A 23,934-nucleotide genomic window follows, 5' to 3' on the forward strand; every position below is an offset into this window, starting at 1 on the left:
TTGTGGATAGTTGCTATCAATGGCGGCGGGAAAAGGACGGCAAAAGCGCAATGAAGCGGTCAACGAGGAAGCAGCAGGGGTTCACCCTGCTGGAAATGATGCTGGTCGTGTTGCTGGCTGGCATCGCGGCTGGCATGGTGGTCATGGCGTTTCCTCCCGAGCGCCAGAATGACAGCGCGTGGCAGTTGGCTCGTTTTCAGGCGCAGTTAGAGTTTGCCGCAGAAAGCAGTCAGATTAACGAATACATGTTGGGTGTTCGCATCTATCCCGATCGCTGGCAGTTTTATCAACTCCAACGGCCCGCTGCATCGGAAGGTGTGCCGATTTCAAGTGGCGATCGCTGGCAGGGCTACAAGTGGCAGCCGTGGCAACCGCATCGGGTGAGCACAACGGCAACGCTGCCCGATGCATTACGGCTTGAGCTATTGCAGGCCGATGGGCAAAAAGTGGATAAAACGCAGAGTGGCGACGACCCCGATATCCTGATTTTGCCCGGCGGCGAAATCACGCCTTTCCGTCTGCTCGTTAAGTCTAAAGACAAAGCGCTCTCGAATTGGCTCCAGGTGGATGGTACCGGACGATTTTTGACGTCGATGAGTCAGGGTAAGAAACGATGAAACGACAGAAAGGGATGACGCTGGTGGAAGTGCTGGTCGCGCTAAGCGTTTTCGCGCTGGCAGGTATTGCAGTGTTGCAAACGACAGCCAGACAGGCAAGCAGCCTGAGCCGGCTGGAAGAGAAGACGTTTGCTGGCTGGGTGGCGGAAAACCAGCAGGTGCAACTGCGGTTGGAGCAGCGCTGGCCGGAAGCATCGTGGGTGAGAGGCGAAACGCAGTTTGCGGGCATGCGCTGGCATTGGCGTTGGCAAGGCGTAGAGACGGGTGACCCTCAGACCAAAGCGCTGGATGTGGAAGTGCGGCGTAATAAAGATGCCTTTGCCGCTGATGCTTCGCTGCGCACCTATGTGGTGAAGCAATAATGTTTAATAAAACAGGGATATGTAGTCAAACAAGACGGAGTCGAGAGACAGCACGGCAGCAACGCCAGCAGGGGTTTACGCTGCTGGAGATGATTCTGGCGATCGCGATCTTTGCCGCGCTGAGCCTCAGCGCGTTTCAGGTGCTGAACGGCGTGATGCGTAACGATGAAATTTCGCAGCGCAAGGCCGAACGTCTGGCCGAAATACAGCGCGCCTTTTCACAAATGGACAGCGATTTCTCTCAGATGATCGCACGCGGCAGCAGGGGAAGTACCTCGATATTTTACGCCGGTCGCGATCAGTTAAAAAGCGATGACTGGGGCGTCAGTTTTATGCGTAATGGCTGGCAGAACCCGTTTGGCATACTGCCGCGCTCTGAACTTCAGCCTGTGGCCTATCGGCTGCGGGAACACACTCTGGAACGGTTAACCCACGCGATGCCTGACCCGATTGAGGGGCTCGATCCCGGTGTAAAACCGCTTCTCACGCAGGTCGACGGTTTCCGCCTGCGCTTTTTCAGCAATAAAACCTGGCGAGATCGCTGGGATAACAGTACGCAATTGCCACAAGGGATCGAAGTGGTGCTGACCTTAAGGGATTACGGAGAAATGTCGCGTATGTTCTTGATTACCACCGGACCGGTTAAATGAGGTCGCGTCAGCGCGGCGCGGCGCTGCTGGTGGTGCTCCTGATTCTGGCATTAATGGTGACGATTGCCGCGGTGATTACGGAACGTACAGGTAAAGCGTTTTTGCGTACCGAAAGTCATTTGAGCCGCCAGCAGGCGAAATGGTATGCCTTGGGGGCGGAAACGCTAAGCGGGCAGATATTACTGCGCGACGCGCGGAATATGCCGGGGCGCACGTTTGTCGGGCAGAACTGGTCGCAGCCGGGGCACCGTTTCCCAGTGGACGGTGGGGAAATCATCGGCCAGATTAGCGATGCGCGCACCTGCTTTAATGTGAATGCGATCAATCAAGGCGTGGATAACGAAAGCATGCTGGTGAAGACACCTTATCCCGCGCAGGTTTTCCGTTTGCTATTGAAAAATCTGGGCGAAGATGCGGATCGTGCAGAAAAAATCACTGCGGCGGTGCGCGACTGGATTGATGCGGATAACTATCCGTCGGCGAACGGGGCAGAAGATGATGTCTACGCTACGCTGCCAGTGCCTTATCGTACGGCCAATCAGAGAATGAGTGAAATTAGCGAATTACGCGCGGTTTATGGCATGGACAGCGATCTCTATCGCCGTTTGCTGCCCTATGTCTGCGCGCTGCCGGTGGATGCGATGTCGATTAATATCAACACATTAACTGAGTTTGATGCCCCGTTATTATCCGCCCTGTTCCTGAATGAAATGACGATGTCGCAGGCGAAAGCGCTGGTGCAGCAGCGGCCTCGTACGGGATGGGCTGGTCTTGAGGTCCTGCAACAAACCGGGTTATTGCCCCCGAATAGTAAAAATACCGCGCAGCGAGTGCTGGCAGTGAAAAGTGAATGGTTCTTTGTAAAACTCCAGGTGCGTGTTGGCGACAGTGATTTTCATCAGCGCAGCTTGCTTCATCTGAGTGGACAAAAGGTACAGGTCGTGCAGCGGCAATATGGAGGATATAGGACGGTGAATCCATGAAAATAGCGGGAAAATGGAAGCGAAAAGCCGCGAAAGCCCCATTAAATCGAGGTTCGGTTGTTCGACATCCGTGCCTCATTGTGCGTCTTCCGGTAGAGGAACTGGGAGACATTGAATGGCAGGTGCGTTCATCCAATGGGGAAAGTGTACTGAGTCAGGGGCGCGGTAGCGTAGAGCAGGTTCGGCAGGCGCTGGCGGCGTATCCGTCCGTGACTTTCACCCGCGTTCTGGTTCCGGCAACGGACGTGACGTTTTATGCCCTGACGCTACCCCGTCAGGCTCGGCGTCAGTTAACGCAAGTCGTGCCGTTTATGTTGGAAGACCAACTAGCAACGGAAATTGAAAAGCTGCATTTTGCCGTGCTGGAAATTCATGGCGATGATGGCACGGTCGCTGTAGTGGAAAAAAACCGGATGCAGCGCTGGCTGGCGCAGTGTGATGCACTGGGGCTCAGCGTCGATACCTTATTGCCCGATGCCCGTGTATTGCCGAGGCATCAGGATGGCTGGAGCGCGTTGCAGCATGATGACATGTGGCTATTTCGCCAACCGACGGGCCATGCCATGGCGGCGGAATCCTCCTGGTGCGGTGACTTACTGAAAGCATCTATGCCGCTGCCTGCGATATACAGCTACAGCGCTGCATCGGTCGGCGGTGAGCTATCGCAGTACGACTGGCAGGAGGAGGGCGAATGGAAAACGCAGCCCGCAACGGATCTCTTCACGCTGGCGGCAACGGCGCAGCTACCTGCTTCGGTCGATCTGCGGCAAGGCGATTATGCACCGGAGAAAGCCTGGCAAAATACCCTGCTACCGTGGCGCGGCGTCGGGATCGCTTTTGCCTGTTACCTTCTGCTGGTCGTGGCGGATGCTGGCTGGGCACACTATCAGCTTTATCAGCAGGCTGAGCATTGGCGGCAGGAAAGCGTTCGCGTCTATCGGCAGATTTTCCCTTCCGAGACGAATGTCGTTAACCCACGCGCGCAGATGCAGCAGCACCTGCAACGTACGGCAGCCGGAGGGGCGGGGAAAGGGCTACTGGAGCAATTGAATCCCTTACAGCAACTGATGACGCAGAATAGCGCCATCAAAATTCAGTCGCTGTCTTACGACGGTTCCGCTGGCGAATTCCGGCTGGCGTTGCAGGCCACGTCGTATCAGGAATTAGAGCAGTTTCAGCAGCAGGCTGCCGCTTATTATCAGGTTCAGGCGGGGGAGATGCGGCAGGAAAACGATCGAGTTGAAGGCCGCTTAACGTTAAGGAGCCAGCAATGAATGAATTACGACAACGCTGGCAGGCGATGAGCCAGCGCGAGCGCCAACTGATGGTCGTGTGTGCAGCGGTGCTCCTGCTCTGCCTGGTGTATTACGCTATTTTTCAGCCGTGGCAACTGCGGGAAGAACAGTGGGAGCGTACGATTTCTCGCGAGCAGCAGACCGTCAACTGGATGCAGAAACAGGCTTCATCGATTCCGCAGGGCAATCAGGCGCAGGGGGAAAACAGTCAGCGTAATGTCAGTCTGCCGATTTTGATTTCGCAAAGTACCAAACGTTACGGGCTGACGGTTGTACGCTTGCAGCCGCAGGGCAATCAGGCGTCAGTGACGCTGGCCCAGAGCGATTTTAATAGCCTGCTGCGCTGGCTGAGCGAACTAGAACAGAAAAACGGTGTGAAAGTGCTGTCGCTGGATGTGAATGCCGTCGAGCAAAGCCCTGGAATAGTGGATGTGACCAGACTGATGCTGGAACGGGCGGATGAAGCTTAAATCCGGCATCGGCGCAGGTGTCGCTTTGGTTCTGGCCTATGGGCTGTTCCTGACGTGCTATGCGCCTGCCCGCTTGCTCACGGCGGTACCGCTGCCGACCGGAATGGTGGTCGCAGAAGCTGCCGGAACGCTATGGCAGGGGAACCTGCAACGGTTTAGCTGGCGCACGTTAACGTTGGACGACGTGCACTGGAATATCACCTTCTCGGGTTTTATGCCTGCGTTAGAAATTGCCTTCCACAATCCGGAAGGCATTGAAGGCCGCGGGATTATTCGTGGTTGGCAGCAGCCGCAGTTTTATCAATGGCAGCTGTCTGTACCCGCGGGCTATTTATTCAGCCGCATGCGTTTTATCGTGCCAATCGGGGCAGAAGGCAACGTGCAGTTGAACCTGCAAGAAGCGACGGTCGACCGTTCTGGCTGCCAGTCGCTGGATGCCAATATAACCTGGCCGGGCGCGCGGGTGAAAACCCCGCTGGGTGGGCTCGTGCTCGCGACCCCTCAGGCTACGTTACGCTGCCAGCAAGGGGCGCTTGAGGCGAACCTGCGGCAGACCTCCTCGCATCTGCAATTGTCCGGCAAGGGCAGCGTCACCCCGAAAGGTGAATACCGTTTTACGGGGCAACTGAGTAGCGGAAACGACTTACCCGCGACCATGAAAAAATTACTGGCGACCACGGGAAAAGCGGATGAACAAGGTGCCAGAACGCTGAGTTTTCAGGGACGCCTGTTGTAACAGGGATGGGCGTTATAAGAGAAACGATCGTTGCCATCGCAGTGTAGCCGACTGCAAAACATGAGCCGCTAACTTATCTCTTTTCTTTATCAACAATCAGGGACTAACGTGGACGATTTAAGGGAATTCGCGCAGGTGTTTCCGGCATGGTGGTATGGTGCGCTGGGCGTATTGGGATTGATTGTTGGCAGCTTTCTGAACGTCGTGATTTATCGCTTGCCGATCATGTTGGAACGGCGCTGGCGGCAGGACATCGATCTGCAAACGGGCATGACCGATTCCGGGCAGGTTACGCGCTACAACTTGTGGTGGCCGCCTTCGTCTTGCCCACACTGCCAGCAGACTATTGCGGTGAAGGATAACATCCCGTTATTCAGTTGGCTGTGGCTGCGCGGTCGTTCCCGCTGTTGTCATCAACCGGTGTCTGTGCAGTATCCGCTGGTGGAAGTCATCACCATGCTGGTTTTTCTGGCTGCGGGGCTGCTGTGGCTGCCCGGTATGGCGCTGTGTGCGGCGTTAATCCTGCTGTCCTTTCTGGTGGTGCTGACCGTTATTGATATAAAAACGCTGCTGCTGCCGGATGTGCTTACGCTGTCGCTGCTGTGGATAGGGCTGCTGTTTAATCTGTCGGAAACGTTTGTCCCATTAAGTGATGCCGTGGTAGGGGCGATGGCGGGCTATTTGTCTCTGTGGCTACTTTATTGGGTATTTAAATATACCACTGGCAAAGAAGCGCTGGGGTACGGTGATTTTAAGTTACTGGCCGCGCTGGGAGCCTGGCTAGGCTGGCAGGCATTGCCGAATCTGGTTTTGGTGGCGGCGCTGAGCGGACTGGTCGTGACGCTTATTTGGCGCGGGTTGCGTAAAGAGGATACGGCTAAACCGTTGGCTTTTGGCCCCTGGCTGGCAATTGGCGGTGTGTTCGGCGTAGTCATGAACGGATTGAATCTGTAGAGAATAACAAAGGTAATGCCGAATCATCGGCTGAACAACCGTCGGTTGAACATAGATCGGCAGGCATAAAAATAGGCTGAGGGTATAAATACCATCAGCCTTTTTTATCTTTATCTGTGTGTGCCCTTCAATGAATAAATCTTTGCCGGGCAAATGACAGGTTATTCTACCATCAGCATAAAGGTACTCACCCAAACGACTAAACAGAATGAGATACCCATAAAAAAATACTTCACCGATTTATTCTCCAGCAGAAACCACGCCAGCAACGATCCCGATTGTGCGTTTTATTATGGAAGGAAATAATTACGCTGCCAGTGATGTCACCGAAGGGTAATCTTTCCTGTTGTCATCACCAGAGTCACACTAGTTATGACGGGATCGGCGCTAAATCTACGCCGAGTGAGGGGGGGAATTCAAGAGGTCCAGAAACTATATTTGCAAAATAGCATTAAAAAGCGTTGAGCCGTTTCAGCGGCTGAAAAAAACGGGGGAATAGGCGTGAAAATAGCCCTCGATTCCCCGATTCTTAATGATGCTATCTTTAGTTTGACACCGGTTAGACAGGCTTTAATGCGTCAGGCTACAGGCCTATGCTCTCCACCCCATCGCGGGGGCGATATGTTTCAGGATCGCTTCAATAACATGCGCGTTGTAATCCACACCCAGTTGATTCGGCACCGTGAGCAAGAGCGTATCTGCTTCGGCAATCGCTTCATCCTGTTTTAGCTGTTGGATGAGTACATCCGGCTCGGCGGCATAGCTGCGGCCGAAAATCGCGCGCGTGTTTTCATCCAGAAAACCCACCTTGTCGCTATCGTTACTGCTTCCGCCGAAATAGGCGCGATCGCGGTGATCCATCAGGGCAAAAATGCTCCGGCTGACGGAGACGCGTGGCGTACGCGTATGTCCCGCTTCAGCCCAGGCGGCTCGATAGGCGCGAATTTGCTGTGCCTGTTGGATATGAAAAGGCTCGCCTGTTTCATCGTCTTTTAGCGTGGAGCTTTGCAGGTTCATGCCCAGTTTCGCTGCCCACACTGCGGTGGCATTCGAGCCTGCCCCCCACCAGATACGTTCACGTAACCCCTCAGAATAGGGCTCCAGACGCAACAGGCCCGGTGGATTCGGGAACATGGGATGCGGGTTCGGCTTTGCAAACCCCTCACCACGCAGCACATCCAACAGCACCTCGGTATGACGCCGTGCCATATCCGCTTCCGATTCCCCTTCCGTAGGCTGATAGCCAAAGTAGCGCCAGCCATCGATTACCTGTTCAGGCGAGCCACGGCTGATGCCGAGCTGCAAACGCCCACCAGAGATCAGATCGGCGGCGCTGGCGTTTTCAGCCATGTACAGCGGGTTTTCGTAGCGCATGTCGATAACGCCGGTGCCAATCTCTATACTTTTGGTTTTCGCCCCAATCGCAGACAGCAGTGGGAAAGGCGAACCCAACTGGCGGGCGAAGTGATGCACTCTGAAATAGGCACCGTCAGCGCCCAGTTCCTCAGCGGCAACGGCAAGGTCGATAGATTGTAGTAGTGCATCAGCCGCGGAACGTGTACCAGACTGCGGCGACGGAGCCCAGTGGCCGAATGATAAAAAGCCAATCTTCTTCATAGAGTATTTATCCTTATATTCAGACAAATATTTAGCCTATTCGTCCTGCATAGCAAAGGTATATAGATCAGTAATAGAAGCACTCTACGCGATTAATAGTGAGAATAAATGTCATTTTTTTAACGTAATAATTCAGTTTATCTGACTAATCTTTTGAAGAATAAATCGCCGCTGGTTATTTATCAGAAAACCCAATCCGGGTTGATCTACCCCAAAATTGGTATCTAAATATTATTATGAGCGAGATCAGTATTTTCTTTGCCGCTATCGCTGTATTATTTCGTATATAGCGAAAATCAGGATACCAACATGATAAAGAAATTTGGCTACACGCTGTGGTTTACCGGGCTGTTTTTGGTGTTTTCCAACGCCTGGGCGGCGCGTCAGGTAACCGATCAACTCGGGCGCAATGTAACCATTCCCGACCATGTTAACCGCGTGGTGGTGTTGCAGCACCAAACCTTAAACCTGCTGGTGCAACTGGATGCGCAAGATAGCGTGGTCGGTGTGCTTTCCAGTTGGAAGAAACAACTGGGGGAGCATTACTTGCGGCTGGCTCCGCGTTTGGCGGATTTGCCAATGCCGGGCGATCTCACTCAGGTCAATATTGAAAGCCTGCTGAAACTGTCACCGCAGGTGGTTTTTGTCGCTAACTATGCACCGCCGGAAATGATTGCGCAGATTGAGCGGACGGGTATTCCGGTCGTGGCGATCTCGCTGCGTCAGGATCAGCCGGGAGAAGCTGACAAAATCAATCCTACGATGGGTGATGAAAACACGGCGTACAACGAAGGGCTCAAAGCAGGAATTCGGCTGATTGGTGACGTGGTTGAGCGCCAGAAACAGGCAGAGGCGCTGATCGACTATACGTTTACGCAGCGGCAAAACGTGAGCGCGCGTTTAGCGTCCATTCCAGAAGAGAAGCGTATCCGCGTGTATATGGCTAACCCCGATTTGACAACCTACGGCTCCGGGAAATATACCGGCCTGATGATGTCGCATGCGGGCGCGCTGAATGTCGCGGCGGCATCGATCAAAGGCTTCAAACAGGTGTCGATTGAAAATGTACTGAGCTGGAACCCGCAGGTGATTTTCGTACAGGATCGCTACCCGGATGTCGTGAAGCAGATCGTCAACGATCCGGCCTGGCAGGCGATTGATGCAGTGAAACAGCATCGTGTATATCTGATGCCGGAATACGCCAAAGCCTGGGGCTACCCGATGCCGGAAGCGTTGGCGATTGGCGAACTGTGGATGGCGAAAAAGCTGTACCCTGAACGCTTTGCCGATATCAATATGCAAAAAGCCGCCGATGAGTATTACCAACGCTTCTATCGTATGGACTACCGTGAGGAAGCCTCCGCAGCGCAATGAGTTATCGTACCTACCGGATCACGCTGCTGACGGTAGTCGTGTTCACGCTGTTGATTGCCGTGTGCTCGCTGGGGATAGGGCGTTTTAGCTTATCCCCGTGGCGCATCGTCCAGATCCTTATCGAACCGCTGTCTGGCAACGATCTGCTGTTCGGAAAAAAACCGTTGCTTGGGGATATCGAACAGCAAGTGGTTTGGAGCGTACGTCTACCTCGTGTGTTATTAGCCTGGTGTGCGGGCGCGGCGCTGGCGCTGAGTGGGGCCACGCTGCAAGGCGTTTTCCGTAACCCGCTGGTCGATCCGCATATTATCGGCGTGTCTGCTGGCGCGGCCTTCGGCGGCACGTTAGCGATTCTATTAAGTTGGACGCCGCTATTTTTGCTGCTGTCTGCGTTCACGTTTGGCATGCTGGCACTCTTACTGATTTTCATGATGGCCGCTGCATTCGGCAAGCAGAACGTGCTGATCCTGATTCTGGCCGGCGTCATCCTCAGCGGCTTTTTCGGCGCGCTGGTCAGCCTGATGCAATATCTGGCGGATACCGAAGAGAAACTGCCAAGCATCGTTTTCTGGCTGTTGGGCAGTTTTGCCACCGCACACTGGAACTCGCTGGTCGCAACGGCGGTGCCGCTAGCTCTCTCGGGCGGACTACTGCTGCGGCTGCGTTGGCACATCAACATATTGTCGATGGGTGAACAGGATGCGCGAGCGTTGGGCATCGCCGTGCAGCCCCTGCGCTGGCTGATTTTGAGTTTGTGTGCCGCGATTGTCGCCGCTCAGGTGGCGGTCAGCGGCAGTATTGGCTGGATTGGACTGGTGATTCCCCATGTCGCACGTAGGTTGGTGGGGGCCGATCATCGTCGCCTGCTGCCGGTGTCGCTGTGGCTGGGCGGAGGCTTTATGGTGCTGGTGGACGATCTGGCGCGTACGCTCAGTGAAGCCGAGATTCCGCTAGGCATTCTGACGGCGCTACTTGGCGCGCCACTTTTTGCCGTGCTGTTATATAAAACGCAGCGGCAGGAGAGAGGACGCTAGCATGCCTGCTATCAGGTTATCGACAGAAAGGCTGGTGTATGGCTACCGCCAGGGGCAGGGCTTTTTTGCACCGCTGAATTTGTGCTGTCGGGAAGGGGAGATTACGGCGATTCTGGGCGCGAACGGCAGAGGAAAAACGACGCTGCTGAATACGCTGATGGGGCACTTATCGTCGCTTTCCGGGACGATCCAGCGCAAGGGACACATTGGCTTTGTGCCGCAGATATTTACACCGCCGTTTTCTTATAGCGTTTTGGATATGGTGCTGATGGGGCGTGCGGCGCATGTGCGGCTGTTTGCCATGCCTTCCGCGCATGACATTACCGTTGCCCGGAACGCGCTAACTATGCTGGGAATCGCGTCCCTTGCTGAATGTGAATTTAGCACGTTGTCCGGTGGGCAGCGGCAGCTTGTGCTCATCGCGCGTGCATTAGCCTCGGAATGTCAGATGCTGATTCTGGACGAACCGACGGCGGCGCTTGATGTGCAAAATCAGGCGCAGGTACTGCGGTTACTGAAGCATCTGGCTAAAACGCAGCACCTGAGCATCTTGCTGACCACGCACGATCCCTCCCACGCGTTGGCTATTGCGGAGCGGGCACTGCTGCTGATGGATCATCAGGATTACCTTTATGGCCGCAGTGATGAGGTCGTGACGGAAGATAACCTGTCGCGCCTGTACGGCATTCCGATGCGGCAGGTCTGCGTGGAGATGTCGCCGCAGCCTTATCGTGCGCTGATACCGATATTGACTATGACGGAGCCACCATGACCGATCCCCTTCGTTTATATGCGGCTGGCAGCCTGCGCCTTGCATTGACTCCTCTGTTGGCGACGTTTAGCGAGCGCTATGCGGTGGACGTTGTGCCGACGTTTGGCCCAGCGGGACTACTGAGTGAAAAAATAATACACGGCGACGCGGTAGATATTTTCGCCTCGGCAAACTGCGCTCACCCTTTACGCTTGAAAGCGCTCGGGCTGGTGGAAGAAACCCGTGTGTTTACGCGCAACCACCTTTGTATTGTGATGCGTAACGTGCCTGAACTCACCTCGCAATCCTGGCTGATGGCGCTCCTTGACCCACGTTTTGTGCTGTCAACCTCAACGCCCGGCAGCGATCCCGGTGGGGATTATGCGTTTGAGCTCTTTGATCGCATCGAGCGTTTGCATCGTGGCTGGGGGAGACAACTGCGCGACAAAGCGAAACCGTTGGTGGGCGGGGGGCTCGAACAGGCGATTCCGGCGGGCATGACGGCGGGAAGTTACCTGATTCGGAGCGGGCAGAGCGATATGCACATTAGCTATGCCAGCTATCTACCGTTACTGCTCAATCAACCTGACCTGCACGTGGTTCACCTGCCCGATCCGTACCGTATTGATGCCGAATACATGCTAGGCATTATGAAACCGGCCCGGCGTGAGGCGCGGCTGCTGGCGAACTATCTTTTATCGCCGGAAGGGCAGAGTTTTCTGGTGAACAAAGGATTCGCCTCGCGGTTTTAGCCGTGGAACGAGAGGTAAATCGGTCAACGATGACGAACTCTGCTATGATTGCGGCATATTTGCGCCGCTCTTTGGCTCGGCGTCATCTTTCGTTATCTCGTCCTTGGTAGAGTAATCACTGTGAGTACAACCTCTTTTTCTTCCCTCGCGCTGCCAGCAGAGCAGTTATCCAATCTTAATGAACTGGGATATACCGAAATGACGCCGGTTCAGGCGGCGACGTTGCCAGCGGTTCTGAGCGGTGCAGACGTGCGTGCCAAGGCGAAAACCGGTAGCGGTAAAACAGCAGCATTCGGCATTGGGTTGCTGGATCGCATTGTCGTGAGCGACTTTACCACGCAGGCGCTGGTGCTGTGCCCGACGCGTGAACTGGCCGATCAGGTCAGCAAAGAGCTGCGTCGTCTGGCCCGTTTTGCGCAAAACATTAAGATCCTGACGCTATGCGGCGGTCAGCCGATGGGGCAGCAGCTCGATTCTCTGGTTCACGCTCCGCATATTGTTGTCGGGACGCCAGGGCGTATTCAGGATCATTTACGCAAGCAGTCCCTGTCTCTGGATAGCCTGAAAGTGCTGGTGCTGGATGAAGCCGATCGCATGCTGGACATGGGCTTTACTGACGCGATTGATGATGTGATTTCCTATACGCCGTCCGATCGTCAAACCCTGCTATTCTCCGCCACGTACCCGGAAGAGATCGAACAGATCAGCGCGCGCGTTCAGCGTCAGCCGCAGCGTTTTGAGATTGCAGACGATGTGGAAGAGTCGGCTATCGAGCAACGTTTCTACGAGACGACAAAAGAACAGCGCCTGCCGCTGTTGATTGCTATTCTGGGTCATCATCAGCCTTCGTCTTGTGTGGTGTTCTGTAACACGAAGCGTGACTGTCAGAGCGTGTTTGACGCGCTGGATATGCGGGGGATTAGCGTATTGGCGCTGCATGGCGATCTGGAACAGCGCGATCGCGATCAGGTTCTGGTGCGTTTTGCTAACCGCAGCTGTCGTGTGCTGGTGGCAACCGATGTGGCGGCCCGCGGTCTCGATATCAAAGAGCTGGAGCTGGTCGTGAATTTTGAGCTGGCTTTCGATCCTGAAGTCCACGTTCATCGTATTGGCAGAACGGGCCGTGCGGGTATGCAGGGTCTGGCAGTCAGCCTGTGTACGCCACAGGAAATGAACCGCGCTAATCTGATTGAAGACTATCTCGGTATGCGAATTAAATGGGCATCGGCGGATAGCCTTGGCCGTAGTGGTGAGGTTGCGCTGGAGCCTGAGATGATGACGCTGTGTATTGATGGGGGCAGAAAAGCGAAAATCCGCCCCGGCGATATCCTCGGCGCATTAACTGGCGATGCGGGATTAACGGCAGCAGAGGTCGGGAAGATTGATATGTTTCCGCTACATGCGTATGTCGCTATCCGTAAAGCCAGCGCTAAACGCGCGTTGCAGCAGCTCCAGAAAGGTAAAATCAAAGGAAAAAGCTGTAAGGCCAGATTGTTAAAGTAATCGGTGGCTGATATACCAGACAGGGTAGGATGAGGTCGCTGGGTAACAGACAGGAGTGTTAAGGGCGTGCAGACAACAGAAATCGATCGGCGGCTGACGGAAGTGAGCCAGCAGCTAACGATGGTACTGGTGCCGGGGTTGCGAGACAGCGATGACGAGCACTGGCAAAGTCATTGGGAACGGCGTTTTCCTCACTGGCACCGTATACGCCAGCGGGAATGGTATCAGGCCGATCTGGACCGCTGGGTGTTGGCGATCCGCCGTGAGCTTAGCGTCTGTAAACAGCCTGTGATTCTGATCGGCCATAGCTTTGGCGCACTGGCTTCCTGTCATGTGGTGCAACAAGGCCAGGAAGGGATTGCTGGTGTGATGCTGGTGGCGCCTGCCGAGCCCATGCGCTTTGAGATTGACGATCGTATTCAGGCTACGCCGCTGCTGGTTCCGGCGCTAACAGTGGCCAGCCATAACGATCCATTGATGAGCTTTACTCGCGCCCAATACTGGGCGCATGCATGGGACAGCGAACTGGTTGATGTCGGTGAGGCTGGGCATATTAATGCAGAAGCGGGATTTGGTCCATGGGAATACGGCCTGACAAGATTAGCTGAGTTTTCAGAGGCACTCATTGCTAGTCGTTAATAGGCTGATGTTCTATTGAGTAGCCGTGTTCCATTATTAAAATAACGTTATATTTTCCTTTAATGCCAGGGCAGTGAGCTTATTTGTCTTGGCATGCATATCTTCATTAAGACAGCTCTTCCTGATCGCCTGAACCATGCAGCATTTCCTGAATCTGCTGATAAACTTCGGCCGCAGACAAATTGCTATATGACGTTTTGCTCTCAAAATGTAGTACCTGTTCACCACCGGAACTATGAAGTGCGCCCATGAGTGCCAAGTCTTCTTGTGTGATGCGCTGTCCGGTAAAGGCATCGAACATTTCAGAATTACCATCTGGGTACTTAACAACGGAAACGAGCTTGCCGTTGTATAAAGGAATACCCGTCATCGCCTTAGAGTATTCGGCTGCGGCTTTTTGACGTGCTTTGATCTGTTCAGGCTGTGGAGTTTCCTTCTCCTCAGACGCGCGTTTCTTTTGAGAAGATAGGGTAACTTTAGTACTCTCATTAGAACCTTGCATATTTTGTGAGTCGGAGTTTGCTGATGTGTCAGTTTTATTCCCCGCGCTGATAGCGGCCACGACAGTGGGGTTAGCCGCCGCACCAATCGGAGGCATAGTTGCCGGGGTAGTTGCATTGACGAGTTGAATATCTGGAATCACCACAGTATAACTCCTTCTTATATCTATTTAATGCTGGTAATGGTTTTTACCAGTGAGTTACTTCAGTGTGTTAAAACCACGTACGAAATACCGCAACCGTTGACATTCAGGCTATCAACACAGGCAGGGGGATTGTCTTCTTTGGAAGAGGCATCAATCTGCTGAGTATAATTTTCTGTTATTCAACAATATGACGTTAACGAAGTGGTTCATTCAGAACACGGTTAATGTAAAACAGTATTTGTGCCAAACACTATTTATGCAAAATGCAATTGCATTAAAAAACACCCTATCGCAAAGGGTATCGGCTGTTTTTTTTGCTTCATTAATATTCAAAAGGTATAAGATTTAACTTTTTGATTACCAATCGTGCGATCTTATGTGACCAAATATCTCCATTTTAAAAAAATATAAAACTATCATGGTATTAGCGTAATGCAGCGATATCGTTTGAATCGTATGTGCTCTACAAGTGTGGGGGAACGCGATACACTGTTTTCTTCGTCTTTTCCCTGCCTTAAGAAGCGCTATGCCCAGCATTAAACTGACGGTTAACTATTTGTATCGGCAATCTGGTGAAACCCGTGAAGCGTCGCAGGCGACAGCCCGCGTTTTTGTCGGTGATGAACTCATCGCCACGGAGGTGATTACCGGTATGACGGAAAGCCCGGTCAATAAATATTTGCACCATTCAGGACCAGAATCGCTCCCCGTGCGTGTGGAATGGGATTGCGAGGGAACAACAGCTATGACGGTGTCTGAGGTGGAAATCTGCCCCTGCTGCCACCATGATTAGCCAGGTAGGCCAGGCCATTTTTGAACGGTTTGGCTCCATGATTTACAGATAACCAATACAATGCGAGTTGCAGATAAGCCCACGCACGAGCAGCTTGAAGTATGACGGGTAGACAAGGTGAATGTATGAGATTAGTGGTATCAACCTTAATAGCCTGTGGATTGTGGACGGCAACAGCGCATGCTGGCTGGTATGTCGTGAGTAATTACGAAGGCCAAATCGGGCCTTATCCGGTACATTTTTCATTGCAGAAATACAGCACTGACCAGGATAAGAACCTTCTGGGAAGCTACTTTTATGATAAGTACAGAGCACCGATCCCTCTGTATGGGCGACTCTCGGGAACGTCGCTTGAGATCTGCGAAATCCATACCCCACAGGATTATGATAAGTATATCGTTCAGGGCGTTAAGTCTGACATCGATATGGCACATTGCCCGTTTACATTGACGGAAATGGGAGAGGAGCTCCGCGGCGAGTGGTCGAACGGGAAAGCTCGTTATGATGTTAGCTTACGGCGCGTGGCATCCTTTGATGACAGCGTGCAGCCTGCAAAGGTCGAAGGGCAAGTCGATATTCCTTTCTGGGGGCAAACAGCGACTCACAGCTTCGTTGGGGTGTATCAAAACAGCGATGCGGGAATGGTCGTTGAGGGAATTAAAGCGATTAACAAGAAGAATGGCAATGTCGATCAGCTTCTTGAACCTGATTTTCAGCAATGTCAGTTTGGCTTCTTCATGACCCCGGTTTATATGAATATTGAAAATGGCGGAGATAATCGTAGCATCACGCTGAACTGCTATTCCCATGGCGGAGGCGATATTCTGCTGGAATACCGCTTTGATGCGGCAACGCAGCGTTATGATGTGGTCGGAGAATAAAAGCCCTGGGTAGGGCTTTGCTGATGTTATCTATAATTCCCTGCATTATTTTGCAGGCTAAATATATTTTTGTTCATTGTTGGAAATAAATGATTTTTATTTCCTTTTCTTTCTTGTTAAAAGTGTTATTTCCTACACTCCCATCATGGTCAACTTTTATGGCTGGTGATGGTATTGGTTTTCAAAGGACTATTTTTTGCTAAAGGAGTTGATATGCTTTCAGGAAAGAAAACAATTCTGGCATGCTCAATATTGTTCGCGACCTTTTCTTCACATGCAGATAATTTCCCTAAACTGAATCAGACCTTGCCATCAGGCATTGATGCGCGGGCCATTGCACCGGTATTTGATTTTGATACGGATGGTTGTCTTCCTAGTGCGGGAGTCAGCCGTAACGGTGTGCAGAACGGCGGGCTGAAACCATCAGGAAATATAACGGGCGGGTGCCGATGGAGTAATTTTCTCGACTCGTCAAATACCTTGCACCGATATGCCTGTGTTAATTCCGGTGGTTCTCGCTATTGTGGTAGTTTCTATGCGCTCTATTTTTTAAAAGATCAGGTCTTAAGTGGTGTCAATTCAGGCCACCGCCATGATTGGGAGCATGTCGCCATCTGGACTAAGAATGGTGTTGTGACACATGGTAGCTACAGCGCACATGGTAAATTAACGACCAAAGATGCATCGGGTATTGATAAACAGGACGGTCATCTGAAATTTGTTTATCACAAAGATGGCGTATTAACCCATGCCTTCCGTTTTTCTAAAGCGAATGAGCAAGCGGAAAATCCGTATAAGAAATTTGTCACGCCGGATATTATCAGCTGGTATTCAATGTATGGTGATGGCATCAATAATCAAGAGTTGCGTAACCGATTAAACGCGTTTGACTACGGTTCAGCCTCTATTCCTCTTAAAGACAATAATTTTCTGAATAACCTGAATAATGGTCGACCAGCCGGTTACCCGGAATTTACAGATGCCAGTATAACGGCGTCGAAATAATCATGATAAGAGAGGTATGGCTAAGCCTACCTCTCTTACTCGAATGGCTGAGAGTATAAAACCCCCCGAGAAATCACTTCTTCACCGGTGAGAAATGGGAGTGTACTAATGCCGTTCAGCGCTTGCTGGCGTTTGCAGTGGTAATGTGAACAGGATAGACATCACCACAAAACCCACCGCCGCGTAGAGTACCGTTGCATATCCCCAATGCAGATAGAGGGCGCCAAAAAGCGTATTCCCCACAAAGACGGCCAAATAGGTCACGGCACTGTTCAGCCCCATGATTGCGCCGCGTTTTGAGACATCGGTTGTGTTTAACCCGGTAATCAGCAAATTGACGCACAGATGATTCGCGGTGCCTAGAAAAAGCATTAGTACGCACACAACAGGCAAGCTAGTTCCTGACAGGGAAAAAATGAGGTACACCGTCGCTACCGTAAGGAACGAGGCTGGCATGGCCACTCTGGGATTCACTTTACTTATCATGGCATCCAGAAAAGCCGCCGAACCAAAACCGATACCGTAGCAAAGCGCAATCAGGCCGTTAGCACTGAGCGGCTGATGCAGTTCATTATAGAGATAATCCCCCAGATAGCCATAAACCCCATAAAAGGCAGTCATGAACCCGCCACAGGCAGCCAGTAACGGTTTCACTCCTGGCACGCTTAGTGCCGCCAGCGGTGATGACGAAACTCGCATGGTGTTTTCATCCCGATTATTCAAACGGGAAAGGATGACGATAGCCAAAACAGCAAGTACACCAATTCCGAGATAAACGACGCGCCAGTGAAATTGCTCTGCCAGAATCGACGCGAGTGAAACACCGGCGACAAGGCTCAGCGTCCAGCCGGTAAGAACGACGCCCGTTGTTTTACTTTCCAGGCCTTTGGGAGCGATAGCTGCTGCGGTGGTGTAAATCGCGGGAATCGCCACGCCGGATGCGATGCCCGCAATGAGCTGGCTGGCTATCAGCCATTCAACAGAAGCGGCACAAGCGCTGGAAACCAAGGCGACGACCAGCAGGATCATCGCGTTCTTCAACATCTTAAAGGCACCGAATCGATCGATGTATTGTGCCAGAAACAGGGCGCTTAGCGCTGTTCCCAGACCAAATGCGGCTGAGGCCAGCATGACTGACTGCGCGATACTCTTAAATGATGTGGCGATCTCGGGAGCGATGGGGCCCATGAGTAACGAATTTGATCCAATCACGCCGATACAGAACGTCAGGACATAGGCCGCGCCAGGAACACGAAGCGTGCGTGAATTGGCATGACATTCGGCATGCTGATGTTGTGACATTGAAATTTCGCTTTTTGCTTAATATGATTCGAAGAAAACACTATTAACCAAACAGAATTAGTTTTAAATAAGGAATGATAGAATGAAAATAAATAAAGATGACATTAAGCCAAAAGTCATTCCTACACGGGATATTGATGCTACTGACCGAAGATTATTAAGGGAACTGGTTGACGATGCCACGCTGAGCTATGCCGAACTGGGGGAAAAAGTTGCGCTTTCGGCCCCTGCTGCGCATGAGCGGGTGAAACGGCTTCGGCGTGATGGTGTGATACGGAAAACGGCTGCGTTGCTCGATCCTATCGCGATAAAAAAGAACCTTCTGGCGTTTGTGCACGTTGACACCAGCGGTTGGGGCGTTTCATCAGAGCTGATGGAGATCACGCATAATTCCGATGTTGAAGAGGTGCATTCGGTTGCTGGCGATGCGGCTCTGATTCTCAAGATCCGCACGGAAGATGCGCAGTCGCTGGAAAAGCTCCTGTTTCAGCTTTACGCGGTGCCTGGCGTCAGCTCAACACGTTCCTATATTGTACTGTCTACCTATCTTGAGCGGCCTGTACAGCCGAGCGATAGCTGATTCGCCGGAGATTTGGCTCGTCCAGGTTGGGTAAACTGGACGAGGGATTTATATTCAGGCCATTGCCAAGATAGCAGGCAATAGCCTGAAGCTACATCGGCGTGACTATTACTCTTCGCTTGGATCTAAACTTGATACTTGTTCACTCATCGTTGCATTATGGCAGCGATAAGCGTAAATCTGCTCTTTAATGGAAAGATTATTCGTCTCTAAGGATTCGACATTACCGCATTTTTTATTTCTTTCTTTAATCCATGTTTCTTGAGATGCATGGAATTTACTCTTTATGTCTTCAGGTGCGTCTTCCAATATTCCATATACGTCGGTGAAAAAGAAACTATATTGTTCTTTTTCATTTTCAAGCGTTTTATCTTGCGCTGCTTGTGTGATTCTTTCGGCGTTTTCACTGAGCCAGGCTACGCCATAAATCGCTCTGGATAGGGCATCATAGGATTTCTTTTCTACTTTTATTTCCTTTTCATTACCGAGAATACTGAGATCGTAGGCAAATGACGGAATGATGATCTTGTTATCTCTGAGCCGATTATCTTTACTTTCCCCTGTTTTAGTAAAAAGGTTATTGCTAATTTTATCCATTTCATCTTTTGTGTATAAAAGATCGTCTTTATTAAGAATGATGTCGATGAGCTCCTGACTTATGGGGATTTCAACCCGCAGGCTACACGAGAATGCTTTTCCCCAGCGTGGTTGAGTGGATAATTTAGAATAAATCACGCTCACAGCATCAACAGATTGAGAAGGGGAATTATAGAACAGTGCTTTCGCACGGTCGGTAAACGTTTTTTTAACGACTTCCACTGCGTTGAGATCGCTGCATTGAAAGTCTTCCTTCGCATATGCTGATGTACAAGTAAGGATAATGCCAATCATGACACAGAGGCGCTTTTTCATTTCTTGTCCTTGTTTTCAGTCAACCCAAGCTGCACCAGCCTTTCCCTGGTCATCTGCTGTTGGCAGGTATAAATTGTTGCTTGATCTTCCATTGAGCGGTTGTTATTCGCGATAGTTTCTAGTGCACCGCATTTTTTATTTTTGTTTTTTATCCACTGTCGTGCATCCTCTTTTAGTTGCCCTTTAATATAATCGGGCAGGTTACTCCAGTAAGCATTTAGCGCACTATCAGCTTCTCTGAATTCGACAATAGCTTTAATATATTTAAAACGTGGTGATTGTTCTTCCAGCCTTGCCGCATTTTCTTGTAACCAGGCCAGGCCATAAAGTGTACGTGAGACTGGCTCATCGTGTGGATACATAATATTGGTTTCTTGCTGATTATCAGCAATATGAACATTATAATAAACACGGTCTAATGCGATGTATTCATCGCCTTTTTTGTGGGGGGGGATATTGAGAAGATAAATGCTTTTTGCTTTAGGATCTCCATTTTCCAGAATAGGATAGTATTTTAAAAATTCTAATACATCGGATGGGATTTTTATCTTGGCTTTGCCAAAGCAGCTTAGGTTATTTTTTGTTTTAAGTTTTGTGATAATAATGTCATATTCAAATTCAATTCTTTTAATTGTCTCTAAAGATACCCGGTCTCTGATGGGTTGTGCTTTCTGTTGATCTTCTTTGATTAACGACTGAATGACGAGAGGACTACGACACACAAGATTATTTGCATTAACATAGTGTGATGAAAATATTATCAATAATATGGTTTTTATTATGGTTTTTATCATTTTCAATTCCATTGAAATCATGTTAGCAGGACATGCAGATTCGTTTATCTGAAGATGGATATGAGTTAGCACCGACCATTTTATAGGTCTCATTTATTTTTTTGAATTGGTAGATATAAGTGGCTTCTCCTGCTTCTTGTTTAAGTTCAGGTTCCCTTTCGTTAAGTAGATTGATGACAATTCCTTTGAGGCCAGGAGGAGAAACGATGTCCATCTGGATATTAATGGTACCTGATGACAACATATAATAATTCATGACGAAGACCGATCCTGCATCCGTGTAGGATTTTTCAAAATATTTTTCTGATGGCGGTAAGTTTTTTATTTCTTGTAGAAATGAAATAAAAGCTGTTTTTCCATTGGAACCGTTGAAGATAAAGCTGGAGTCAGATTCAAGTCTTGGCATTATTTCGTTGTTTTTGTAACTGACTTTATCTTTTTTCGCTATGCTTACACCATAGTTGGCTGGAATAAAATAGGAGTTAGTGAGTTCAATAAATTGGTTATAGTCTTTTTGTGATAATTTACTTTTTTGCAACACATTGGTGAAATCTGTCACAAAAGTGGAGAAGTCTTGCGCATATGCTCCGTTGGCGAGAGGAAGGAAAAGAAAAGGCAAAACGACGCTTTTTATATAACTCCGTTTCATAATAAACATGCATTCCTTACAAATAGTGAATAAATCCTCTTGATATTATAAGGTTATTCATGATTGTAAGTATATATTTCTTTGTAATTCAAGCCGTTGTTGACGCTTAGGGCGGCGTTTCATTATAGGCGTCGTTATAATGGTATCGGATTCGCTGCCAGTGCGCCGAATCATCAGCAATAACACTAGCGCTTTGAAAATGCTCATCCATTGTTGCCTGGCGACGTTCAAACAGAAATCGTCCGTCCTCCGGCGTAGCCGGACGAAGCGTGATATGGCGCCATTCCATATACCCCCGTATTGTTAGATAAAATTAATGTGGCCTTAGAGCCCACACGGGTCGTGTAATAATATTACCCTCTATTTATGTGATAGAAGCTACAGCGAGTGAGCAATCAGCCTGATTACCGTGACAAGCGGTAGTATCGTTATCGGGATGAAAAAAGGATGTCCTTTTATGGGAAAAGGCCATGAATATTCGACAGGCTGCATTAGAAGATATTTCAGCTATTCATTTTTTGAATAAAGACGCGCTGCACTATGATTATCCGCTTGAAGAGGCAGAACAACATCTGCGTTATTTACTTTCGTCACCAACTAACCAGCTATTTGTCGCTGAAATAGAAGAGGCGGTCGTCGGCTACGTTCATGTCGCTGAGTATATTAGTTCGTATGGACCGAGGCTGGTGAATATTTTGGCGCTGGCCGTCAGGCACGATGTACAAAGAAAAGGCATTGGAAAAGCGCTGATGGAACAGGCTGCGCATTGGGCTAACGCCACTGGTGCCGCAGGCATACGGTTGAACTCAGGCGAAAGCAGAATAGAAGCCCACCGCTTTTACGAACACATTGGTTTCAAAAAAATAAAGAATCAGGCATCGTTTAGAAAAATGCTTGGTGATGAAGAGTAGAGGCCGTCTGCGCTGATAGGGAGTAAAGGGAGAGGGCGCAATAGTCGTTAATCAGGGCGCTGGGGAGTGATATTTTGCGTGAATGGTGTCCCCAGCAGGAATCGAACCTGCAACTAGCCCTTAGGAGGGGCTCGTTATATCCATTTAACTATGGAGACATGAAGCCGAGCTATTATACGCATTTTCGCTCTGAGAATAAGCACTTAACGGCGCGTTTGCTCAAAGTGTCAGCAATCAGCGTGCTGACGGGCGTTCTTTTTCCTCGTTTTGCGTCGCTTTACGTGGGATGAATACCCGTTGCCGTTGCCGTTGCCGAATTTGTGCATGGCTGATGAGTGCGATAATGATGATAAGCGTAGTCAGTTTTTACACGTGGAATGGTGCGGCGTCGCTCACTGGTTTAGGCTGGCAGTGCTATGCTGTGAGTGGAGCAATGAAATACTGGGCCGTCGTCCACGCTGGAACGCGTGTCGCAACGATGCTGCGAGCTGCCCCATAAGAAAAATGGCAAACCTCTGAAAATGCAGTAATACGTAAGCCAACGTAGCGATGGAGCCATAAAATGTTACACTGTTGGCCGATATCCCGTCCTTGTCGCTCAGCCTGACAGGCTGGTGCTGATACTGGGAATACCCATTTTCGGTCGCGGGTATAGCACACTATAAATCAGGGAGAACAGATATGAATTACCGCCTGAGTGGGGTGGTGTTTGCCAGCGTGTTACTGATCGGCTGCGCCAGTTCCGGGGATCGCGATCAAGAAGGTCGTTCCGATCCGCTTGAAGGCTTTAACCGTACCATGTTCAGCTTTAACTATGACGTTCTGGATCCTTATCTGGTGCGTCCTGCGGCTGTTGCCTGGCGCGATTATGTACCGAAGCCCGCGCGTAATGGACTGGGGAATTTCTTCAGCAACCTGGAAGAGCCTGCAACGATGGTGAACTACTTCGTTGAAGGCAAACCGTATAAAGCGATGATTCACTTTAACCGTTTCTTCCTGAATACCATACTCGGGATGGGCGGTCTGATTGACGTTGCGTCAATGGCGAATCCTAAGCTGGCGAAAGAAGAGTCTCGCCGCTTTGGTAGCACATTGGGTAACTATGGCGTGGGTTACGGGCCTTATGTCGTGGTACCCGGCTACGGTAGCGTGACGCCCCGTGAAGACGGCGGTGGCGTAGTGGATACGCTGTATCCGATGCTGAGCTATCTGACGTTTTGGATGTCCGCAGGCAAGTGGGCTATCGAAGGGATAGAAACGCGAGCGCAGCTGTTGGATTCCGACGGTTTACTGCGTAACTCTTCCGATCCTTACCTGATGATGCGTGAAGCCTACTTCCAACGGCATGATTTCCTTGCTAGCGATGGGCAAATCACCCCGCAGAAGAACCCGAATGCGGCAGCGATCGAAGACTCGCTCGACGAGATCGACTCAGCGAAATAGTGTCGCGTCACATCGCTCATTTCACAGGCACCTGCGGGTGCCTTTTGCTTTTATAAAACACTGGTAAACTTATTTTTACCCTACTGATTCTGTGGTTTGTTTCTTAAAAGTTATTACTTTGTTGTCCATTTATTTACTTACTAAAATTTATTTCCTTCCGTCAGATAACAATAATGCAACGTCGTTAACCGCTACGAATGCCCATCACGGCTGAAATGTGTCAGTACGCTGATTTTTTTGTTAGCAAGGTGATTAACAAAAAGGTCATAAAAATGATGCCT

At 50.5% G+C, this 23,934-nt stretch carries 27 protein-coding genes and 1 tRNA gene; 20 read left to right on the top strand and 8 right to left on the bottom strand.

Features of this window, described 5'->3' with window-relative positions; genetic code table 11:
- Positions 1–50 precede the first annotated feature (50 nt).
- The 8 genes from gspH to WCT94_RS04265 all read left to right on the top strand — a co-directional run bounded on the left by gspH (position 51) and on the right by WCT94_RS04265 (position 6,067).
- Positions 51–617, top strand: coding sequence for a type II secretion system minor pseudopilin GspH (gene gspH, locus WCT94_RS04230; RefSeq protein ID WP_336868128.1), 567 nt, complete (start codon positions 51–53; stop codon positions 615–617).
- Positions 614–979, top strand: coding sequence for a type II secretion system minor pseudopilin GspI (gene gspI, locus WCT94_RS04235; RefSeq protein WP_015841044.1), 366 nt, complete (start codon positions 614–616; stop codon positions 977–979). The genes gspH and gspI overlap by 4 nt, the downstream gene beginning before the upstream one ends.
- A complete protein-coding gene (gene gspJ, locus WCT94_RS04240) occupies positions 979–1,629 on the top strand; it encodes a type II secretion system minor pseudopilin GspJ (protein WP_180773704.1) in 651 nt (216 codons plus the stop codon). Before gspI ends, gspJ begins: the two co-directional genes overlap by 1 nt.
- Positions 1,626–2,612, top strand: a complete 987-nt coding sequence (gene gspK, locus WCT94_RS04245; RefSeq protein WP_336868129.1) for a type II secretion system minor pseudopilin GspK — start codon at positions 1,626–1,628, stop codon at positions 2,610–2,612. Before gspJ ends, gspK begins: the two co-directional genes overlap by 4 nt.
- The gene (gene gspL / locus WCT94_RS04250; RefSeq protein WP_336868130.1) at positions 2,609–3,886 is read left to right on the top strand and encodes a type II secretion system protein GspL; all 1,278 of its coding nucleotides are present in this window, start codon (positions 2,609–2,611) and stop codon (positions 3,884–3,886) included. Before gspK ends, gspL begins: the two co-directional genes overlap by 4 nt.
- Positions 3,883–4,377 (top strand): type II secretion system protein M, encoded by a 495-nt coding sequence (locus WCT94_RS04255; RefSeq protein WP_336868131.1) that lies wholly within the window; start codon positions 3,883–3,885, stop codon positions 4,375–4,377. Before gspL ends, WCT94_RS04255 begins: the two co-directional genes overlap by 4 nt.
- On the top strand, positions 4,367–5,113 hold the full coding sequence (locus WCT94_RS04260) for a type II secretion system protein N (RefSeq protein WP_336868132.1): 747 nt from the start codon (positions 4,367–4,369) through the stop codon (positions 5,111–5,113). The genes WCT94_RS04255 and WCT94_RS04260 overlap by 11 nt, the downstream gene beginning before the upstream one ends.
- Positions 5,114–5,221: 108 nt before the next feature.
- Complete coding sequence (locus WCT94_RS04265) at positions 5,222–6,067, top strand: prepilin peptidase (protein WP_336868133.1); 846 nt, start codon at positions 5,222–5,224, stop codon at positions 6,065–6,067.
- Between the two features lie 161 nt (positions 6,068–6,228).
- Here the strand turns inward: WCT94_RS04265 and ypdK are convergent, their stop codons facing one another.
- Both ypdK and WCT94_RS04275 read right to left on the bottom strand, forming a co-directional pair.
- Positions 6,229–6,303, bottom strand: a complete 75-nt coding sequence (gene ypdK, locus WCT94_RS04270; RefSeq protein ID WP_099606229.1) for a membrane protein YpdK — start codon at positions 6,301–6,303, stop codon at positions 6,229–6,231.
- Between the two features lie 355 nt (positions 6,304–6,658).
- Positions 6,659–7,684 carry an LLM class flavin-dependent oxidoreductase gene (locus WCT94_RS04275; protein WP_336868135.1) on the bottom strand — a complete coding sequence of 342 codons (1,026 nt, stop codon included), beginning with the start codon at positions 7,682–7,684 and terminating at the stop codon, positions 6,659–6,661.
- Positions 7,685–7,993: 309 nt separating this feature from the next.
- On the opposite strand from WCT94_RS04275, the gene WCT94_RS04280 reads away from it, so the two are divergent.
- The 6 genes from WCT94_RS04280 (at position 7,994) to WCT94_RS04305 (ending at position 13,737) form a co-directional block, all read left to right on the top strand.
- Entirely contained in the window at positions 7,994–9,058 is a 1,065-nt protein-coding gene (locus WCT94_RS04280) for an ABC transporter substrate-binding protein (RefSeq protein ID WP_336868136.1), read from the top strand.
- Positions 9,055–10,092 (top strand): FecCD family ABC transporter permease, encoded by a 1,038-nt coding sequence (locus WCT94_RS04285; RefSeq protein WP_336868137.1) that lies wholly within the window; start codon positions 9,055–9,057, stop codon positions 10,090–10,092. Before WCT94_RS04280 ends, WCT94_RS04285 begins: the two co-directional genes overlap by 4 nt.
- A gap of 1 nt (position 10,093) precedes the next feature.
- Positions 10,094–10,864 carry an ABC transporter ATP-binding protein gene (locus WCT94_RS04290; RefSeq protein WP_336868138.1) on the top strand — a complete coding sequence of 257 codons (771 nt, stop codon included), beginning with the start codon at positions 10,094–10,096 and terminating at the stop codon, positions 10,862–10,864.
- A complete protein-coding gene (locus WCT94_RS04295) occupies positions 10,861–11,595 on the top strand; it encodes a molybdate ABC transporter substrate-binding protein (protein ID WP_336868139.1) in 735 nt (244 codons plus the stop codon). The genes WCT94_RS04290 and WCT94_RS04295 overlap by 4 nt, the downstream gene beginning before the upstream one ends.
- A 120-nt stretch (positions 11,596–11,715) precedes the next feature.
- Positions 11,716–13,098, top strand: coding sequence for an ATP-dependent RNA helicase DbpA (dbpA, locus tag WCT94_RS04300; protein WP_336868140.1), 1,383 nt, complete (start codon positions 11,716–11,718; stop codon positions 13,096–13,098).
- Between the two features lie 66 nt (positions 13,099–13,164).
- Positions 13,165–13,737: an alpha/beta hydrolase gene (locus WCT94_RS04305; RefSeq protein ID WP_336868141.1), complete on the top strand. Its 573-nt coding sequence runs from the start codon at positions 13,165–13,167 to the stop codon at positions 13,735–13,737.
- Positions 13,738–13,843: 106 nt separating this feature from the next.
- Here WCT94_RS04305 and WCT94_RS04310 read toward each other — a convergent pair whose 3' ends face one another.
- On the bottom strand, positions 13,844–14,383 hold the full coding sequence (locus WCT94_RS04310; RefSeq protein ID WP_336868143.1) for a hypothetical protein: 540 nt from the start codon (positions 14,381–14,383) through the stop codon (positions 13,844–13,846).
- A gap of 526 nt (positions 14,384–14,909) precedes the next feature.
- Here WCT94_RS04310 and WCT94_RS04315 point away from each other — a divergent pair.
- The 3 genes from WCT94_RS04315 to WCT94_RS04325 all read left to right on the top strand — a co-directional run bounded on the left by WCT94_RS04315 (position 14,910) and on the right by WCT94_RS04325 (position 17,062).
- On the top strand, positions 14,910–15,176 hold the full coding sequence (locus WCT94_RS04315) for a hypothetical protein (protein WP_336868145.1): 267 nt from the start codon (positions 14,910–14,912) through the stop codon (positions 15,174–15,176).
- Between the two features lie 125 nt (positions 15,177–15,301).
- Positions 15,302–16,057, top strand: coding sequence for a hypothetical protein (locus WCT94_RS04320; RefSeq protein ID WP_336868146.1), 756 nt, complete (start codon positions 15,302–15,304; stop codon positions 16,055–16,057).
- Positions 16,058–16,270: 213 nt separating this feature from the next.
- Entirely contained in the window at positions 16,271–17,062 is a 792-nt protein-coding gene (locus WCT94_RS04325) for an NPP1 family protein (protein WP_319848639.1), read from the top strand.
- Between the two features lie 105 nt (positions 17,063–17,167).
- Here WCT94_RS04325 and WCT94_RS04330 read toward each other — a convergent pair whose 3' ends face one another.
- Positions 17,168–18,364, bottom strand: coding sequence for an MFS transporter (locus tag WCT94_RS04330; protein WP_336868148.1), 1,197 nt, complete (start codon positions 18,362–18,364; stop codon positions 17,168–17,170).
- 82 nt (positions 18,365–18,446) lie between these two features.
- Here WCT94_RS04330 and WCT94_RS04335 point away from each other — a divergent pair, with 82 nt between their 5' ends.
- Entirely contained in the window at positions 18,447–18,944 is a 498-nt protein-coding gene (locus WCT94_RS04335; protein ID WP_336868150.1) for an Lrp/AsnC family transcriptional regulator, read from the top strand.
- A gap of 108 nt (positions 18,945–19,052) precedes the next feature.
- On the opposite strand, the gene WCT94_RS04340 is transcribed toward WCT94_RS04335, so the two are convergent.
- Genes WCT94_RS04340 through WCT94_RS04350 form a run of 3 tightly spaced genes read right to left on the bottom strand, consistent with a single transcriptional unit; the run spans position 19,053 to position 21,299 of the window.
- On the bottom strand, positions 19,053–19,856 hold the full coding sequence (locus WCT94_RS04340) for a hypothetical protein (RefSeq protein ID WP_336868151.1): 804 nt from the start codon (positions 19,854–19,856) through the stop codon (positions 19,053–19,055).
- Entirely contained in the window at positions 19,853–20,650 is a 798-nt protein-coding gene (locus WCT94_RS04345; RefSeq protein ID WP_336868152.1) for a lysozyme inhibitor LprI family protein, read from the bottom strand. The genes WCT94_RS04340 and WCT94_RS04345 overlap by 4 nt, the downstream gene beginning before the upstream one ends.
- Before the next feature lie 22 nt (positions 20,651–20,672).
- Complete coding sequence (locus tag WCT94_RS04350) at positions 20,673–21,299, bottom strand: hypothetical protein (RefSeq protein ID WP_336868154.1); 627 nt, start codon at positions 21,297–21,299, stop codon at positions 20,673–20,675.
- Positions 21,300–21,769: 470 nt separating this feature from the next.
- On the opposite strand from WCT94_RS04350, the gene WCT94_RS04355 reads away from it, so the two are divergent.
- Positions 21,770–22,210, top strand: coding sequence for a GNAT family N-acetyltransferase (locus tag WCT94_RS04355; protein WP_336868155.1), 441 nt, complete (start codon positions 21,770–21,772; stop codon positions 22,208–22,210).
- 83 nt (positions 22,211–22,293) lie between these two features.
- Here the strand turns inward: WCT94_RS04355 and WCT94_RS04360 are convergent.
- A tRNA-Arg gene (locus WCT94_RS04360) sits at positions 22,294–22,368 on the bottom strand.
- Positions 22,369–22,891: 523 nt separating this feature from the next.
- Here WCT94_RS04360 and mlaA point away from each other — a divergent pair.
- Positions 22,892–23,653, top strand: a complete 762-nt coding sequence (gene mlaA / locus WCT94_RS04365; protein ID WP_336868157.1) for a phospholipid-binding lipoprotein MlaA — start codon at positions 22,892–22,894, stop codon at positions 23,651–23,653.
- Positions 23,654–23,934 lie beyond the last annotated feature (281 nt).

This window comes from Pectobacterium sp. 1950-15 (assembly GCF_037136835.1).
Classification (GTDB): domain Bacteria; phylum Pseudomonadota; class Gammaproteobacteria; order Enterobacterales; family Enterobacteriaceae; genus Pectobacterium.

Coding starts and splice junctions, on each gene's coding strand:
- gspH (WP_336868128.1), top strand. CDS start 51: ATGAAGCGGTCAACGAGGAAGCAGCAGGGGTTCACCCTGCTGGAAATG.
- gspI (WP_015841044.1), top strand. CDS start 614: ATGAAACGACAGAAAGGGATGACGCTGGTGGAAGTGCTGGTCGCGCTA.
- gspJ (WP_180773704.1), top strand. CDS start 979: ATGTTTAATAAAACAGGGATATGTAGTCAAACAAGACGGAGTCGAGAG.
- gspK (WP_336868129.1), top strand. CDS start 1,626: ATGAGGTCGCGTCAGCGCGGCGCGGCGCTGCTGGTGGTGCTCCTGATT.
- gspL (WP_336868130.1), top strand. CDS start 2,609: ATGAAAATAGCGGGAAAATGGAAGCGAAAAGCCGCGAAAGCCCCATTA.
- WCT94_RS04255 (WP_336868131.1), top strand. CDS start 3,883: ATGAATGAATTACGACAACGCTGGCAGGCGATGAGCCAGCGCGAGCGC.
- WCT94_RS04260 (WP_336868132.1), top strand. CDS start 4,367: ATGAAGCTTAAATCCGGCATCGGCGCAGGTGTCGCTTTGGTTCTGGCC.
- WCT94_RS04275 (WP_336868135.1), bottom strand. CDS start 7,684: ATGAAGAAGATTGGCTTTTTATCATTCGGCCACTGGGCTCCGTCGCCG.
- WCT94_RS04280 (WP_336868136.1), top strand. CDS start 7,994: ATGATAAAGAAATTTGGCTACACGCTGTGGTTTACCGGGCTGTTTTTG.
- WCT94_RS04285 (WP_336868137.1), top strand. CDS start 9,055: ATGAGTTATCGTACCTACCGGATCACGCTGCTGACGGTAGTCGTGTTC.
- WCT94_RS04290 (WP_336868138.1), top strand. CDS start 10,094: ATGCCTGCTATCAGGTTATCGACAGAAAGGCTGGTGTATGGCTACCGC.
- WCT94_RS04295 (WP_336868139.1), top strand. CDS start 10,861: ATGACCGATCCCCTTCGTTTATATGCGGCTGGCAGCCTGCGCCTTGCA.
- WCT94_RS04315 (WP_336868145.1), top strand. CDS start 14,910: ATGCCCAGCATTAAACTGACGGTTAACTATTTGTATCGGCAATCTGGT.
- WCT94_RS04320 (WP_336868146.1), top strand. CDS start 15,302: ATGAGATTAGTGGTATCAACCTTAATAGCCTGTGGATTGTGGACGGCA.
- WCT94_RS04325 (WP_319848639.1), top strand. CDS start 16,271: ATGCTTTCAGGAAAGAAAACAATTCTGGCATGCTCAATATTGTTCGCG.
- WCT94_RS04330 (WP_336868148.1), bottom strand. CDS start 18,364: ATGTCACAACATCAGCATGCCGAATGTCATGCCAATTCACGCACGCTT.
- WCT94_RS04335 (WP_336868150.1), top strand. CDS start 18,447: ATGAAAATAAATAAAGATGACATTAAGCCAAAAGTCATTCCTACACGG.
- WCT94_RS04340 (WP_336868151.1), bottom strand. CDS start 19,856: ATGAAAAAGCGCCTCTGTGTCATGATTGGCATTATCCTTACTTGTACA.
- WCT94_RS04345 (WP_336868152.1), bottom strand. CDS start 20,650: ATGATAAAAACCATAATAAAAACCATATTATTGATAATATTTTCATCA.
- WCT94_RS04350 (WP_336868154.1), bottom strand. CDS start 21,299: ATGAAACGGAGTTATATAAAAAGCGTCGTTTTGCCTTTTCTTTTCCTT.
- WCT94_RS04355 (WP_336868155.1), top strand. CDS start 21,770: ATGAATATTCGACAGGCTGCATTAGAAGATATTTCAGCTATTCATTTT.
- mlaA (WP_336868157.1), top strand. CDS start 22,892: ATGAATTACCGCCTGAGTGGGGTGGTGTTTGCCAGCGTGTTACTGATC.